The 15,646-nt window shown below is 59.8% G+C and carries 11 protein-coding genes; 9 read left to right on the top strand and 2 right to left on the bottom strand.

Features of this window, described 5'->3' with window-relative positions:
• Positions 1-26 precede the first annotated feature (26 nt).
• The gene (locus ACR0NA_RS02405; RefSeq protein ID WP_170651700.1) at positions 27-1,475 is read left to right on the top strand and encodes a TrkH family potassium uptake protein; all 1,449 of its coding nucleotides are present in this window, start codon (positions 27-29) and stop codon (positions 1,473-1,475) included.
• The gene (locus ACR0NA_RS02400) at positions 1,475-3,061 is read left to right on the top strand and encodes a thiamine pyrophosphate-binding protein (protein ID WP_480725776.1); all 1,587 of its coding nucleotides are present in this window, start codon (positions 1,475-1,477) and stop codon (positions 3,059-3,061) included. Before ACR0NA_RS02405 ends, ACR0NA_RS02400 begins: the two co-directional genes overlap by 1 nt.
• 56 nt (positions 3,062-3,117) lie before the next feature.
• Here ACR0NA_RS02400 and ACR0NA_RS02395 read toward each other — a convergent pair whose 3' ends face one another.
• Positions 3,118-4,863 (bottom strand): serine protease, encoded by a 1,746-nt coding sequence (locus tag ACR0NA_RS02395; protein WP_480725775.1) that lies wholly within the window; start codon positions 4,861-4,863, stop codon positions 3,118-3,120.
• A 207-nt stretch (positions 4,864-5,070) separates the two neighbouring features.
• Between ACR0NA_RS02395 and ACR0NA_RS02390 the strand changes: the two genes are divergently transcribed.
• Positions 5,071-6,000, top strand: coding sequence for a glycine--tRNA ligase subunit alpha (locus tag ACR0NA_RS02390; protein ID WP_480725774.1), 930 nt, complete (start codon positions 5,071-5,073; stop codon positions 5,998-6,000).
• Positions 6,001-6,008: 8 nt separating this feature from the next.
• On the opposite strand, the gene ACR0NA_RS02385 is transcribed toward ACR0NA_RS02390, so the two are convergent.
• On the bottom strand, positions 6,009-6,641 hold the full coding sequence (locus ACR0NA_RS02385; RefSeq protein WP_480725773.1) for a MarC family protein: 633 nt from the start codon (positions 6,639-6,641) through the stop codon (positions 6,009-6,011).
• Between the two features lie 91 nt (positions 6,642-6,732).
• Between ACR0NA_RS02385 and ACR0NA_RS02380 the strand changes: the two genes are divergently transcribed.
• The 6 genes from ACR0NA_RS02380 to ACR0NA_RS02355 all read left to right on the top strand — a co-directional run bounded on the left by ACR0NA_RS02380 (position 6,733) and on the right by ACR0NA_RS02355 (position 15,624).
• Complete coding sequence (locus ACR0NA_RS02380; protein ID WP_480725772.1) at positions 6,733-7,260, top strand: DUF6446 family protein; 528 nt, start codon at positions 6,733-6,735, stop codon at positions 7,258-7,260.
• Between the two features lie 5 nt (positions 7,261-7,265).
• Positions 7,266-8,474, top strand: coding sequence for a sodium/glutamate symporter (gltS, locus tag ACR0NA_RS02375; RefSeq protein ID WP_480725991.1), 1,209 nt, complete (start codon positions 7,266-7,268; stop codon positions 8,472-8,474).
• Between the two features lie 9 nt (positions 8,475-8,483).
• On the top strand, positions 8,484-10,703 hold the full coding sequence (gene glyS / locus ACR0NA_RS02370; protein ID WP_480725771.1) for a glycine--tRNA ligase subunit beta: 2,220 nt from the start codon (positions 8,484-8,486) through the stop codon (positions 10,701-10,703).
• A gap of 69 nt (positions 10,704-10,772) precedes the next feature.
• Positions 10,773-13,334: a putative PEP-binding protein gene (locus tag ACR0NA_RS02365; protein ID WP_480725770.1), complete on the top strand. Its 2,562-nt coding sequence runs from the start codon at positions 10,773-10,775 to the stop codon at positions 13,332-13,334.
• 186 nt (positions 13,335-13,520) lie between these two features.
• Positions 13,521-14,174 (top strand): cell wall hydrolase, encoded by a 654-nt coding sequence (locus ACR0NA_RS02360; protein ID WP_480725769.1) that lies wholly within the window; start codon positions 13,521-13,523, stop codon positions 14,172-14,174.
• A 73-nt stretch (positions 14,175-14,247) separates the two neighbouring features.
• On the top strand, positions 14,248-15,624 hold the full coding sequence (locus ACR0NA_RS02355) for a multicopper oxidase family protein (protein ID WP_480725768.1): 1,377 nt from the start codon (positions 14,248-14,250) through the stop codon (positions 15,622-15,624).
• Positions 15,625-15,646: the final 22 nt, after the last annotated feature.

The following is a 15,646-nucleotide window of genomic DNA, read 5'->3' as shown; positions in this document are numbered from 1 at the left end:
GGTCAGGCGCGCCAACGCTGCGCCTCATGATGGATCTGCGTCCGGTCGGATATGTAATTGGTCTGCTGGTCGCCCTTCTAGGGGTGACCATGCTTTTGCCGATGCTGGCAGACCTGGCCGAGGGCCGGGGCGAGTGGCATGTCTTTCTGGAAAGCGCAGTCATCACGATTCTGACCGGCAGCGTGCTGGCGCTGAGCTGTTCCAACGGTGTTGGCGAAGGTCTGACGATCCGCCAGACCTTTCTGCTGACAACCGGTGTTTGGGTGGCGCTGCCGTTTTTCGGCGCGATACCCTTTGTCTTCGGTGAAACCGAACTGCGGTTTGTCGATGCGTTCTTTGAGGCGATGTCGGGGCTGACAACAACGGGTTCCACCGTATTGTCCGGCCTCGACACGCTGCCGCGCGGGCTGCTGCTGTGGCGCGGTGTCCTGCAATGGCTGGGCGGGATCGGGATCATTGTCGTGGCCATGGTTTTCCTGCCCGAGCTGCGCGTGGGCGGGATGCAGATCTTCCGCTCGGAAGGTTTTGAAACCATGGGGAAAATCCTGCCGCGCGCGCAGGAGATCGCCGGGCAAATTTCGCTGATCTACGTGTTTCTCACCGTTGTTTGCGGTCTGGTCTACGCCGGTATGGGTATGACCTTTTTCGATGCAGCGGTTCACGCCATGACCACGATCGCAACCGGTGGGTTCTCGAACTATGACGCATCCTTTGGCGCGTTTTCGGGGCCAGCGGAATATGCCGCCGCAGTCTTTATGATCCTCGCGGCCCTTCCATTTGTCCGCTACGTGCAGTTCGTGAACGGCAACACCACACCGATGTGGCAGGACAGCCAGATCCGGGGCTTCATGATAACGGTGTTCGTTCTGGTCGTGATCATGGCCGTGTTTCTGGCGTCCACGGTCACTCAGGACTGGGAACAGGCGTTTCGCGAGTCACTGTTCAACATCACCTCGATCATCTCGGGAACCGGGTATGCCAGCGCCGATTACATGACCTGGGGCAGCTTTCCGGTCATGGTCTTTTTCCTGATCGGCCTGATCGGGGGGTGCGCTGGTTCGACGGCCTGTTCGATCAAGATTTTCCGGTATCAGCTGTTGTTTGCGTCGATCAAAACCCAGATCAGCCGAATCCGCTCGCCCCACGGTGTGTTCATGCCGCGCTACGATGGCCGTCCGGTGGGGCAGGATGTTCTGACCTCGGTCATGAGCTTTTTCATGTTCTTTGTCGTGACCATGGGCGTTTTGTCATGGGCGCTGGCGCTGACCGGCCTGGATTACATAACTTCGGTTTCCGGGGCAGCGACGGCGCTGGCGAATGTAGGTCCCGGTCTTGGCAATCAGATCGGTCCGACCGGAAACTTTGCCGGGCTCAGCGATACCGCCAAGTGGTTGCTGACCGCTGGCATGTTGATCGGTCGGCTTGAACTGCTGGCCGTCTACGCAATCTTTACCGTTCAATTCTGGAGAGGCTGATGAAAAGACCCCTTGGCGCGCAAATTTCCCACATGCTCAGGGATCGGGGCGTCGATACCATTTTCGGCATCCCCGGTGTCCACAATCAGGAGATGTATCGCGGCATCGAAGAGGCCGGTATCACCCATGTTCTTGCGCGGCACGAACAGGGAGCCGGTTTCATGGCTGACGGCTATGCCCGGGCAACCGGAAAACCGGGGGTAGCCTATGTAATAACCGGGCCGGGCCTGTGCAACATCATGACACCGATGGGACAGGCCTACAGCGACTCGGTGCCGATGCTGGTTCTGTCCTCTTGTCTGGATGAAACGCAGGCACGGCGCGGGCAATTGCACCAGATGAAGGATCAGCGCGCTGCGGCCGATACGGTGTGCGACTGGTCGCATCAGGCGAACTCGGCGCAGGCGGCTTATGGGCTGGTCGAGCGCGCGTTTGAAGAGTTCGAGCTGAAGCGCCCACGCCCCAAGCATATTCAGGTACCGATCACCAGACTGGAAGCCGAAGCCGACCCGGCACCGTTTCCCAATCAGGCCGCCTTGCGCACCAAGGCGTTGAAACCGGATATCGGCTCTGTGCTGTCTCTGCTGAATGTGGCGCGCAGGCCGTTGTTCATTCTTGGCGGCGGCGCGCGGTCGAACCTGTGGCGGCAGATACTGAACCAGTTGGGGGCGGCCTGCTTTACCACTTATGCAGGGCGCGGCATGGTCGGAACGGGCTATGCTCTGGATTTCGGTTCGATGCTGCCCCGCCCGGGCAGTGCGGACATCATCGCCTCTGCGGATCTGGTGGTCGCAGTCGGCGCGGAACTGGGCGAGGTCGATCTGTGGCGCGATGAACTGGGCCATACGGCAAACCTGATCCGTGTCGATCTGGACCCTGAGGTTCTGGCCGACGGTCAGCGCGCGCTGGTCAAGCTGCAGGCCGACGGTGAAAGTTTTGCCCGTACCTTGTGGGAGGTGACCGAGGATGCCAAACCCGCAACGGGTTGGACCCATGAAGAGGTCGCCGAGGCACGCGCTAGATGGCGAGCCGAGGTGGACGCGGAACGCCCGGGCATCGTGCCTGTGGCTGACGCCCTGCGCGCGGCCATTCCAGCCGAGGCGATGATCTATTCGGACATGACCCAGTTCGCCTATGTCGCCAAGGAAATCTGGGACATGCACTACCCCTATCTATGGCATCATCCGACCGGTTTCGGCACGCTGGGATACGGGCTGCCTGCCGGGATCGGTGGGGCAGTGGCCCGCCGAGGCAAGCCTACGGCAGTTATTGCCGGCGATTATGGGTTTCACTACACGATGCAGGAGCTTGGGGTCGCGGTCGAGCTGGGCCTGTCTTTGCCGATCATCCTTTGGGACAACGGCAAGCTCAAGGAAATCGAGGACAGCATGGTACGCGGTCAGATCGCGCCCAATGCGGTCATCGCCCGCAACCCGGATTTCTGCAAGCTGGCCGAAGCATTTGGTGCGGCCTCTGCCCAACCAAAATCGCTGGAAGAGATGCAGCATGTCGTGCGCGCGGCCTTCGACGCACCCGGGCCGACCCTTATCCGCTTGACGCCTGATATTCTTGATCCCCAAAAATAACAGCGCCGGGATCATGTCCCGGCGCCGCTTCGTTTGTTTGCTGCCCCGGGGCAGGGTCATTCCCAACAGTGCACCAGCACGGTCATGCCGGTGGCTCGGCGGCTCAGCTCGTTTGGTGAAATCTGCGCCCCGTTTTCGGCGGTTTGCCCACTCACCCCGGCCTTTTCCAGAATTCCGGTCAAAGCGGTGGTGCTGGCAGCAAGGCTAACGTTTTCGGGAAGGGTGCGGCCGGTATCAGCAGCAGGCAGCAACATGCCCACGACCGAACCGTTGGCGTCGAACACCGGGCCGCCCGCGTCCCCGGCCAGTGCGGTCAGGTCCAGACGATTTACGCTGTCCTCACCATTCAGTCCGCGAACATCCGACACCTGCCCATAGGTCAGGGTCGGTGCACCAAGTGCGCCTTCATATGAAAAGCCGGACACGGCAACCTCGGCGGAGATCCGGGGGCGGGAGGGGCTGAACTCAGCAACCGACATCGGGGCAAGGGCTTGTCCGGGGCGCAACACGGCAATACCGAGATCGGCGTCGCTCCACGCGACCTGCACCGCGTGATTGTCGTCCAGGGTGATCCGCGAACAGGTTTGCGTGACTTCGGCCACGGTCAACACGGTACCGGTGCCATCGGCAAAGAAACCCGACCGGGACATGCGAGGTTTGCGGATTTTCAGCCCAGCCATCAGGTCGATCGCCTGATCCGCATCTGCGCCGGCGCTGGCATCCAGCACGCCGTCGGTACGGGTAAGGCTGGCCTTCATCGCCGCCAGAACGCGGGCGCGGCGGGCCTCGTCGCCCTCGGGCCAGATCAGGGTAAAGCCCTTGATTTTTCCTTCTTTCAGGGCCGCTTCGGTGTAGGACACGATCCCGTTGCCGCGCCCTTCGATCCGGAACCAGTCGCCTTTGCGTTCGCGCGGACCATCCAGCGGAACGATCTCAAGCGACTGCATCACCTCGTAAAGGGCGCGAAGCGTGGATTTGCTGCCTTCCTGACTGATCAGCAGGGCGCTTGCACCCAGATCTGAATTGCTGGTGAAGTGGGCAAAGGGCGCCTCGTACCGGTCGAAGTGGATTGCACCCATGGGCAGGTCCAGTTCGATACCGGCAGTGGGGTCGATATAGCGCTCCATCCCGACACTGATGAGTGGCTGGTTGTATTCGTCCATCAGCACCTTGCGTTGCTGGGTCGTCAGAACACCGGTGGGTTCAAACCCGTTGAACCGCTGCCAGGATTCCATCGAACGACGTGTGCCGGAGCCGAACGCGCCGTCGATGGTGGAATTGTAGAAACCCGCCGCCTGCAATGCGATCTGCAGGTTCTTGCGTTCCTGCGCCGTCAGCAGACGTTCCTTGCGCAGGGCCTGTGACCGGGTTTCATCGGTGGGTTCGGTGTTCAAAGCCGTTTGGTGCTGTTCGGTCTGCGGGTCCGGTTGAACCGGGGCGGTGACGACACCGCGGTCCAAAATATTTGCCCCGATCGGCCAGAATTGCTGTCCAAGCGAGCCCGAGAAGGTGATGAAACTGTCTGACGGGATCTGACGTTCGGCCCGATAGACGCGCAGCACCTGCTCGGCATCTGGCCGCAGATAAGGTCCGATGACGATGGCGTACCAGCCGCTGGCCAGACGAAACCCGTTCACGTCAGGCAGCGAATTTGCGTAACCCTGCGCCCGTTCCTGCGCTTCGCGCAGAGTTGGCTGGGCTTCGACCTGAACCCAGACGCCGTTATCCTGACCCTGCTGAGCAAATGCAGCAGGCAAGCCAAACAGGAAAATGAAAATAATAGCCGATAATACTCGTGTCATCTTTGGTCCAGTGTTCCGGATTGTATCGTTCTTTGCCGCACCATAAGCAGGAATCTTTTAAAAACGCCATGCTCTGGAGAAGGGGAAAATACGGTGTGGCGGCGCAGTGACAGCATATGCCATTGGGCCGTTGACGCCCTTTGGCCCCTTGCATAGGAAGGGCGCAACCGACCGGAACCGGGCCGATCCGCGCCCAAAGGGAATGTCATGACCGATACGTCCAGCGCACCACGTTCTTTTCAGGAGATTATCCTGCGGCTTCAGAATTACTGGGCCTCGAAAGGATGTGCCATCCTGCAGCCCTATGACATGGAGGTCGGGGCAGGGACGTTCCACCCCGCAACCACGCTGCGCGCGTTGGGTTCCAAGGCATGGGCCGCGGCCTATGTGCAGCCCTCGCGCCGCCCGACGGATGGCCGCTATGGTGAAAACCCGAACCGGTTGCAGCATTATTACCAGTATCAGGTGCTGATCAAACCCAGCCCGCCGGTTCTGCAAGAACTGTATCTGGGCTCGCTTCAGGCGATTGGCATCGACATGAACCTGCATGACATCCGCTTCGTCGAAGATGACTGGGAAAGCCCGACGCTGGGGGCTTGGGGTCTTGGTTGGGAAGTCTGGTGCGATGGGATGGAAGTCAGCCAGTTCACCTATTTCCAGCAGGTCGGCGGCCATGACTGCGCACCGGTTTCGGGCGAGCTGACCTATGGTCTGGAGCGTCTGGCCATGTACGTTCTGGGCATTGATCACGTGATGGACATGCCTTTCAACGATCCACAATCGCCCAGTCCGCTGAGTTATGGCGACATCTTCAAACAGACCGAAGAGGAATACGCCCGCTGGAATTTCGACGTGGCCAATACCGAGGTTCTGTTGCGTCATTTCGAGGAAGCCGAAGCCGAGTGTGCGGCCATTCTGGCGCAGGAGCACACCGATCCGAAAACCGGCAAGCGCATCATCATGGCGCATCCCGCATACGATCAGTGCATCAAGGCCAGCCACATCTTTAACCTGCTGGACGCACGTGGGGTCATCTCGGTGACGGAACGGCAGGCTTATATCGGCCGCGTTCGCGCCCTTGCCAAGCAATGTGCGGATGCGTTTGTCCTGACCGAGGCCGCCGGGCACGCAGCCTGATGGCCCATTCAGGCGAGACCCGGAAGCAGCGCCTTGAGGCCATCTGCGATCATGCTGATTGCGATGGCCGACAGAATCATGCCCATGAAGCGGCTCATGATCACACGCGCGTTTTCCGACAGCCGCTGGGCCAGCGCCGAGGCATTCCAGAATGTCACAAGCAGCAGGAAGACAACGGCCAGAAAGACGCCCGCATAGACAATCGCCTCACCGGCACCGGACACATGGTGTGCGTAAAGGATAAGTGTCGTGATCGAACCCGGGCCGACGAGAATGGGAAAGGCCAAGGGATAGAAAGCGACGGTTTCCGGCGAAGGATAGGATCGTTTTTCACTTTCGGTCCCGTGGTGCGAACTGCTTTCGGCGCCGTTCAGCATGTTCAGCCCGATCATCAGGACCACAAGGCCGCCCGCCACGCGCAGATCGTCCACGCTTATCCCGAAAAGGCCAAGAGCCTGATTGCCGACAGCCGCAAAGGCGCCACCAAGGACGATGCAGTAAATGGCTGTTTTCACAGCGACTTTACGTTGGTCGGAAACCGAAAGCCCGTCAGTGACGCTCAGGAAAACGGGCAGGTTGGTAAACGGGTTCATGATCGCAAACAATGCGCCGAAAAAGCCGACGGCAAGGGTCGTATCCATTCAATGCGCCTCACTTCAACCCGCTACGCATCCAAACCTGTCCTATTTTCGACGATCTTGAAAGAGGCAGCATGAGCAAGAAGGCAAAGGTATGACGGGAAAACTACTGGCCATCATTCTCATCGTTTGCGCCGTGATCGCAGGTGCAGGCATGTATTATCTGCAGGTCTATGGTTTCTATTACGACGTTCAGGCCCGTCCCGGTCAGGATGTCGTTCTGGTATCGCAGGCAGAAGGGGAGTCCATTCCGATCCCCTACGCCGGGTTCCGGGCCATCGACGCCGACAGTTCTCCGATCCGCTACAGGGCGTGTTTTGAAACCGATCTGGGTCTGGATGAGTTGTCAGCTGGTTTCGAACCGGCAGAAGGCCCCGAGCCGTTGACGGCCCCCGGCTGGTTTGACTGCTATGACGCGGTGACGCTTGCCAGAGCGTTGGAGGCTGGGCAGGCGCGGGCGTTCATCGGCATCAAGAACGTACACTTCGGCGTTGACCGCATCGTAGCCGTGACCGCAGACGGGCAGGGCTTTATGTGGCACGCTTTGAACAATTGCGGGCAAAAAGCCTATGACGGCACCGTCGTTGGCGAGGAATGCCCGCCGCGGCCTGAAGGGCAGTAACCATGCTGGCCGAACCCATAGCGATACCAGGCTTCATCACGGTCACGGCGGGGTTCGCCGTTTACCTTGCCGGGTCGGAGATCAACGACCGGGTCGAAGCGCTGAGACGCTATAATATCCCGGAACCGGTGACGGGTGGACTGTTGGCATCGCTGGCTTTCCTGGTCCTGTATTTGTTGGCTGGGATCGAGTTTAATTTCTCGCTCGAGCCCCGCGACTTTTTACTGGTTCTGTTCTTCGCAGGCATCGGCCTGAATGCGCGGTTCTCTGACCTGATTGCGGGCGGAAAACCGCTGTTTCTGCTGCTGATCCTGACGCTCGCCAGCATGATCCTTCAGAACGTCATCGGTGTGGCTGGGGCCGTGATTTTCGGGTTTCCGGCACAGGTTGGGGTACTTTTCGGCTCGGCCTCGTTGATCGGGGGGCATGGTACCGCCATCGCGTGGGCGCCGCAGGTGGCCGAGGCCACCGGTCTGAATGGCGCGCTGGAACTGGGGGTTGCCGTCGCGACGCTGGGTCTGGTTCTGGCGGCTCTGGTTGGTGGCCCGGTCGCGAAATATCTTGTCGAAAAGCACGACCTGACCCCATCGCGGCCGGACGAAGAACTGACGATCGGCGTGGCCGAGGACGATTTTCGGCCCAACGACATCGATCACCGGTCGATCATGCGGGTTCTGTTGTACCTGAACGTTGCGATCATGCTGGGCTATGGCGCGCATCAGGCGGTTCTGGCAGCGGGGATCAACCTGCCGCTGTTCGTGCCCTGCCTGATCATGGCCATCCTTGTCGCCAACCTGCGCGCCGCGATTTTCCCGCATTTGCATCCCATATCCCAGACACCGGCGCTGGGCCTGATATCCGAGTTCTCGCTGGGCGCGTTTCTGGCAATGTCACTGATGAGCCTTCAGCTGTGGACAATCGCGGGTCACGGGCTGGCCATCGTCGCAATCATGACGGCGCAGACGCTCTTTACGGTGGCGTTCGTGATCTTTGGCCTCTTCGTGATAATGGGGCGCCGATATATGTCGGCGGTTCTGGCCTCGGGATTTGCCGGGTTTTCGCTGGGCGCGACACCGACCGCTATCGCCAATATGACCGCCGTGACCAAGCAATATGGCCCGTCGCCTATTGCCTTTATCGTGCTGCCCCTTGTATCCGCATTCTTTGTGGATATCGCCAATGCCATCGTCATCCAGACGATCGTCAATTTCTAAGGACCGACTATGCCCGACCTGCTGATCGAACTGTTTTCCGAGGAAATCCCCGCGCGCATGCAGACCCGCGCCGGTGAAGACCTGAAAAAGCGGATCACCGATGGTTTGGTCGAGGCCGGTCTGACCTATGCCAACGCCGCTTCCCTGACCACACCGCGCCGTCTGACGCTGGCGGTCGAGGGCTTGCTGGCCCAAAGCCCCACCATCCGCGAGGAACGCAAGGGGCCGAAAGTGGGCGCGCCGGACAAGGCCATCGAAGGGTTCCTACGCGGTGCGGGCCTGACCCGCGATCAACTGGAAGAGCGTGAGACCCCGAAAGGCGCGGTGTATTTCGCCACCATCGAGAAAGCGGGACGTCCTGCAGCCGAGATCGTGGCCGAAGTGCTTGAGGCAACGATCCGGAATTTCCCCTGGCCCAAATCCATGCGCTGGGGCAGCGGCAACATGCGTTGGGTGCGCCCACTGCATTCGATCCTGTGCATCCTGACCGACGAAACCGGCGCGCAGGTGGTGCCGCTGGAGGTTGAGGGGATCAAATCCGGCGACACGACCGAAGGCCACCGTTTCATGGCGCCGGGCAGGTTCTCGGTCACCTCTTTCGAGGATTACGCCGCCAAGCTGAAACGCGCCTTTGTGGTGCTGTCACCGCAGGAACGCGCCGAACACATCTGGAACGACGCGCAGAACATGGCCTTTGCTGCCGGTCTGGAAGTGGTCGATGACAAGGGCCTGCTGGACGAAGTTGCAGGGCTGGTCGAGTGGCCCGTCGTGCTGATGGGGCAGATTGACGACGAGTTTCTGGAACTGCCGCCCGAGGTGCTGCAAACCTCGATGAAGGAACATCAGAAGTTCTTTTCGGTTCGTAATCCCAAAACCGGCCGGATTGAGCGGTTCATTACCGTCGCCAACCGCGAAACAACCGACAACGGCGCAACCATTCTGGCGGGGAACCAAAAGGTGCTGTCGGCGCGTCTGGCGGATGCCAAGTTCTTCTGGGAAAACGATCTGCGCGTCGCCAAATCGGATATGAGCCAGTGGACCCGCGCGCTGGAGAATGTGACCTTCCACAACAAGCTGGGTACACAGGCCGAGCGGATCGAGCGTATCGCGGCACTCGCCCGCGAACTGGCCCCGGTGACCGGAGCGGATGCCGATCAGGCCGAGAAGGCCGCGCGTCTGGCCAAGGCCGATCTGAATTCCGAGATGGTCTATGAATTCCCCGAACTTCAGGGGCTTATGGGGCGGTACTACATCGAAGCTGCGGGCGAGGATGCTGCCGTGGCTGCGGTGGCGCAGGAGCATTATTCGCCGCTCGGTCCGTCGGACGATGTTCCCACCTCGCCTCTGTCTGTGAACGTGGCGCTGGCCGACAAGCTGGACACCCTGACCGGGTTCTGGGCGATTGATGAGAAGCCGACCGGTTCAAAAGACCCGTTTGCCCTGCGCCGGGCCGCGTTGGGGGTAATTCGGTTGGTGTTGGAGAATGATCTAAGAATGCGACTAGATCGCTTCTTCGATAGCCAGTTGCTTCGCGCTGAATGCTTTATTGATGACAGTTTGCCTGTAGAAGAAGTCTCTGAATTGCTGAAGGAAATTGCAGAGCATGGCGTGTTTGGAGCAGCATTCCAGACTGTTAAAGAAAGACTTGAGGGTCTGCCCGGGACTGCCTTTCTTGAGCTTGAGAAAAAAGTACCTGATATTTCGGACAATCTTCTCTCCTTCTTCCACGACCGCCTCAAGGTCTTCCTCCGCGACGAGGGCATCCGCCACGACGTCATCGACGCCTGTATCGCGATGGAGGGCAATGACGACCTCAACCTGTTGGTCAAACGTGCCCGCGCTCTGAATGCGGTGATCGCGACAGAGGATGGTGAGAACCTCGTGCAGGGCTTCAAGCGCGCCAACAATATTCTGACGCAGGCCGAAGAGAAGGATGGGGTGGAATATTCTTACGGCGCGGACCTCAAATTCGCGGAAACCGACAGCGAAAAGGCCCTGTTTGCCGCGCTTGAGGCTGCGCAGGCCAAGATCGACCCGGCGCTGAAAGCCGAGGATTTCCCGACCGCCATGTCCGCCATGGCCGCGCTGCGCGGACCCATCGATGCGTTCTTTGAGGATGTGCAGGTCAATACCGACAACGACATCCTGCGCCGCAATCGCCTGAACCTGCTGAGCCAGATCAGGCAGGTCTGCTCCAGCGTTGCGGACCTGACCAGAATCGAAGGCTGATCACTGCGGCGCGCGGCAACGCGCGCCCGACATCGCCCTTGCGCCACTCGCGCAGGCCCTTATGCTGCGTTGAAACCAAAAGGTGCCGCAGTGCAGAATAATCCGCATACCACGCTAATCACATCTACCGCGCCCGTTGCTGCCAACACCCATGGCGGCCGCGCGAAATGCCTGCAACGTCTGGTCCGGCTTGAACTGCCGGTGCCGCGCACCGTCGCGCTGTCCTTTGACTCGGTGCATCATATCGCCGAAGGCCAGATGCCCGACATCGCCGCCATTCTGGAACAATTCGACCCCACGGCGCTGCTGTGTGTACGGCCCAGCTCGGAAGATCCGGACTGGGGCGGGCCGGGGGCCGTTCTGAATATCGGCATGAACGATGCGCGCTATGTTGATCTGTCGGACCGGATGGGCGTCGAGGCGGCGGCGGCGCTGTATCTGCGGTTCGTGCAAAGCTATGCCATCCACGTGGCGCGGCTGGATGCGGATGTGTTTGACGATATCGAGGCCGATGGCCGCGAGGGGCTGCGCCAGTCGCTGCGCGCCTATGAGGATGAGACGGACGAAGCCTTTCCGCAGGATCGCGGCGAACAGTTAAGCGCCGTGTTGCGATCCATGGCCCGCGCGTGGGAGGGGACCTCAGCCCGTTTGCTGCGGCAGGCCAAGGGTGCACCGGCAGATGCCGGGCTTGGGCTGGTCGTGCAAGAGATGATCCCCGGTGTCGGGCAGGGCGAATGCGGTTCGGGCGTGTTACAGCTTGTCGATCCGGTTACCGGAATGCCGCAGATCACGGGGCGGTATCTGAGCCAGAGCCAGGGGCGCGACGCGCTGGGCGAGGGCGTATCGGCGCTGTATCTGGAAAAGGACCCGCGCGGAACCGCGCTTGAAGATGTGGCGCCCGACGCCTTTGCGGATCTCAAATCCCATGCCGCGTTGATGCGTGAGAAACTGCGCGAGGAAATGCAGGTCGAGTTTGTGATCGAAAGCGGTCACGTCCATATCCTTGATGGTGTCCGGGTACAGCGCAGCGCTCGCGCCGCTATGCGCATCGCCGTCCGGCTGGCCGAGGACGGTATCATCACACCGCAAGAGGCGGTGATGCGCGTCGACCCGCATTCTTTGAACGAGTTGTTGCACCGTCAGGTGCATCCTGAAACGGAACGCGATGTTCTGACCACCGGGATCGCGGCCAGCCCCGGCGCAGCAACGGGGAAAATCGTGTTTACCGCAGCCGAAGCGCAGGCCAGCGCAGCACGTGGCGAGCCCTGCATTTTGGTGCGGCGTGAAACTTCGCCCGAGGATGTGCGGGGAATGCATGCCGCCGTCGCCGTTTTGACCGAAAAGGGCGGGATGACCAGCCACGCCGCCGTGATCGGGCGCGGTCTGGGATTGCCTTGCATCGTAGGCGCGTCCGAGATGCGGTTTCAGACTAAGAAAAAAATACTGACCGCTCCGGATGGGCGAGTTTTCAAGACCGGAAACATCCTGACCATCGACGGCAGTTCTGGTCAGGTTCTGGCCGGTCAGCCCGAGATGCTGGAAGCCGCGCTTGATGATTGTTTTCAGACGCTGATGGGGTGGGCCGATGCCGAACGCGACATCGGCATCCGTGCCAATGCGGACACGCCCGCTGATGCGCAAACAGCACGAAACTTTGACGCACAGGGTATTGGGCTGTGCCGAACCGAGCATATGTTCTTTGACCCGGGCCGCCTGACGGTGATGCGCGAGATGATATTTGCGCAAACCTCATCCGGGCGGGCGGCAGTTCTGGAACGCCTGTTGCCGATGCAGCGTGATGATTTTGTGCAGCTGTTCCGCATCATGGAAGGGCAGCCGGTTTGTATCCGCTTGTTCGATCCGCCACTGCACGAGTTCCTACCGACAACCCGCACCGGGCAGAGAGAACTGGCCGAAGCGCTTGATTTGCCGGTTTCGGATGTTGAGCGCCGCGTCGAGGCCATGCGCGAATACAATCCCATGCTGGGTCTGCGCGGTGTTCGGCTGGGCGTCACCCTGCCGGAAATCTACGACATGCAGGCGCGCGCGATTTTCGAAGCGACCGTCGAGGCCAGCAAAAACGGCGCAGCAGTGGTGCCCGAGGTCATGATCCCTCTGGTTTCAGCCAAACGCGAGGTTGAGCTGGTCAAAGCCCGCATTGATACGGTGGCCGCATCGGTGGCGTCCGAACAGGGGCAGGATTTCGATTACCGCCTTGGTGTGATGGTGGAAACGCCTCGGGCCTGCCTGCGGGCCGACGAAATCGCGCCCAACACAGCGTTTTTGAGTTTCGGTACCAACGACCTGACACAAATGACCTATGGCCTGTCGCGCGATGACGCAGGGCGGTTCATGTCGGCCTATGTGCGACAGGGGGTGTTTGTGGAGGATCCGTTCCATGTTTTGGACCACGACGGCGTCGGCGAATTGCTGAAACTCGGGGCCGAGCGGGGAAGGGCGGCGCAGCCGGATGTTACGCTTTCGGTTTGTGGTGAACATGGTGGTAACCCCGAATCAATCGCGATTTGCAGGGCCTTGGGCTTTGACTATGTGTCCTGTTCACCGTTCCGGGTTCCGGTCGCTCGGCTGGCTTCCGCTCAACTGGCGATTTCGTCCAAACTTGGGGGTTGACACAGCGCAAGGCCCCAAGGATTAGTGGGTTTGGGATGGACCTGTGGTTAAAGTTTTTGACCTTGCGGGCGAATTTCCTCTTGCAATTTTTTGTGATCTGGACGTCTCGCATCGTCTGGGGTAGAAGCCTCGTCGCGCCCGCCGGGGGAGGGTATGGCGCGTTAGTGCCTGTGCGAGGTTTTCTGAATGCTACGCTATGTTGTTGCTGCTGCCATTTCGATGGCAATTGTTTTGCCGAACGTATCCTTCGCCGAGAGGGAGTCCGCAAGAAATGGATCGATCGAAGTTGTGTCCAGGAATGATCCGAGCGATATGCCCGGGCAAAAGTTCCGGGATTATCTGTCTGTTTTCAAATCCAAGGACAAGGTCGAACCGGTTCAGGTAAGCTATACCAAGAACTGGCTGGACGAGCGTCCGAAAGCGTCAGGTGACGAAAATTGGAAGTGCCTGGCCGAGGCCCTGTACTTTGAAGCCCGCGGCGAGAGCGTCAAGGGTCAGTTTGCGGTTGCCGAAGTCATACTTAACCGCGTTGAAAGCAGCCGCTTTCCCAATTCGCTTTGCGGCGTGATCAAGCAGGGAACCGGCCGCAAATATCAGTGCCAGTTCACTTATACCTGTGATGGGCACAAGGAAATCATCTCTGAAAAGCGGGCATATGAGCGCGTTTCCAAGGTTGCGCGAGCCGCGATTGATGGGGTGTCCGTTGGTCTGACCGATGGCGCAACTCATTACCATACGAAGGCGGTTCGCCCTTCATGGTCGCGCGTCTACAAGGAAACGGCCCGGATCGGTGTGCATATCTTTTACCGCCACAACTATCGCACAGCGAGCAGCAACTGATTGACGCACCCGCGCTGGAACTTTTATGGCGCGCGAAAATCTGAACCCTATATTGCGGGCCAGGAGGCCCGCAATGCGTTTTAACCGAAGACAATTCCTTCAGACTGCAACCGCGATTTCGTTGGTTCCGGCGACTGTCCGGGCGTCCTTACAGACTCTGGAGGCGCGCGAGGCGGATCAACAGATCGCGCCTGACGGTTATGGTCCGACGCAGATTTGGGGATATGAAGGCAGCGCGCCGGGGCCGGAAATCCGGGTGGCACAGGGTGCACGTGTTCGGCGCCAGTTGATCAACAGCCTGCCGCAGCCAACCGCCGTGCATTGGCACGGAATTCGCATCGAAAACGCAATGGACGGCGTACCCGGCCTGACACAGGACGTCGTGAAGTCGGGGGATCATTTTGACTACGATTTCGTTGCACCGGATGCCGGAACATATTGGTATCACTCTCATAACCGGTCGATGGAGCAGGTGGCGCGCGGGCTTTATGGCCCGCTGATCATTGATGAGCCCAGTCCGCCCGACATTGATCGGGATATGACCCTTATGCTGGATGACTGGCGTATCGATCCCGACACCGTTCAGATCGCAAGTGATTTCGACAACGGGCATGACCTGAGCCATGCGGGCCGGCTGGGCAATATCGTCACGGTGAACGGGCGTTTTGACCCGATCTATCCGGTCAAACGCAACGAACGGCTGAGGTTGCGGATTATCAACGCGGCAAATGCGCGGATATTCGAAATTGGAGTGCAAGGGCTGAAGGGATGGATTGCGGCCGTGGACGGGATGCCTTTGGCGCAACCGCAGGAAATCACTGGCGCGTTTCCGTTAGCGCCTGCTCAACGCGCGGACCTGATTGTGGACGTAACGGCAGAGGTCGGCAGTGCCGCCAATCTTGTGAGTATCGAGCGGGATGGCAGTTTTGGTCTGACCCGGTTCGATGTTTCTGGTCAACATTCTCGGAGCGCCCGGGCGGGCATAAAACCTTTCCCTGCCAACAGTATGCCAGACGTCGTTGATGTGAATAATACACAGCAGCACCGGATGGTTCTGCAGGGCGGCGCCATGCGCTGGCTGGAAAAGGCCCGCATTGGTGAGGTTGAATTATCGGGCCGCGAACTGGCCGATCTTGGACGGTTCTGGGCGTTGAATGGTCACGCCGAGCGTCCCGAAGCACCGTTTCTGGATGCAGCCAGAGGTACCGTGCACCGGATCGATTTTGTCAATGAAACCATGTTTCCCCACGCCATGCACTTGCACGGCCACCACTTTCGTTTTGTTTTGGCGGACGGCACATTAGGGCCGTGGCGCGATACCGTTCTGGTGGACCGGGGCGATAGCCGGCAGATCGTGTTGGTGGCGGATAATCCGGGCGACTGGCTGTTGCATTGCCATATGCTGGGCCATGCCGCTTCGGGTATGATGAGTTGGTTTCGCGTTACCTGACGCCGCATTCAAGCGCTGGTAT

It is taken from the genome of Ruegeria sp. C11, assembly GCF_056537725.1.
The sequence above is the reverse complement of the archived record's forward strand: the minus strand, read 5'-3'. Positions and strand labels throughout refer to the sequence as shown.

Excerpts from the sequence above, each read along its gene's own strand:
- ACR0NA_RS02405 (WP_170651700.1), top strand. The coding sequence starts at position 27 with ATGATGGATCTGCGTCCGGTCGGATATGTAATTGGTCTGCTGGTCGCC.
- ACR0NA_RS02400 (WP_480725776.1), top strand. The coding sequence starts at position 1,475 with ATGAAAAGACCCCTTGGCGCGCAAATTTCCCACATGCTCAGGGATCGG.
- ACR0NA_RS02395 (WP_480725775.1), bottom strand. The coding sequence starts at position 4,863 with ATGACACGAGTATTATCGGCTATTATTTTCATTTTCCTGTTTGGCTTG.
- ACR0NA_RS02390 (WP_480725774.1), top strand. The coding sequence starts at position 5,071 with ATGACCGATACGTCCAGCGCACCACGTTCTTTTCAGGAGATTATCCTG.
- ACR0NA_RS02385 (WP_480725773.1), bottom strand. The coding sequence starts at position 6,641 with ATGGATACGACCCTTGCCGTCGGCTTTTTCGGCGCATTGTTTGCGATC.
- ACR0NA_RS02380 (WP_480725772.1), top strand. The coding sequence starts at position 6,733 with ATGACGGGAAAACTACTGGCCATCATTCTCATCGTTTGCGCCGTGATC.
- glyS (WP_480725771.1), top strand. The coding sequence starts at position 8,484 with ATGCCCGACCTGCTGATCGAACTGTTTTCCGAGGAAATCCCCGCGCGC.
- ACR0NA_RS02360 (WP_480725769.1), top strand. The coding sequence starts at position 13,521 with ATGCTACGCTATGTTGTTGCTGCTGCCATTTCGATGGCAATTGTTTTG.
- ACR0NA_RS02355 (WP_480725768.1), top strand. The coding sequence starts at position 14,248 with ATGCGTTTTAACCGAAGACAATTCCTTCAGACTGCAACCGCGATTTCG.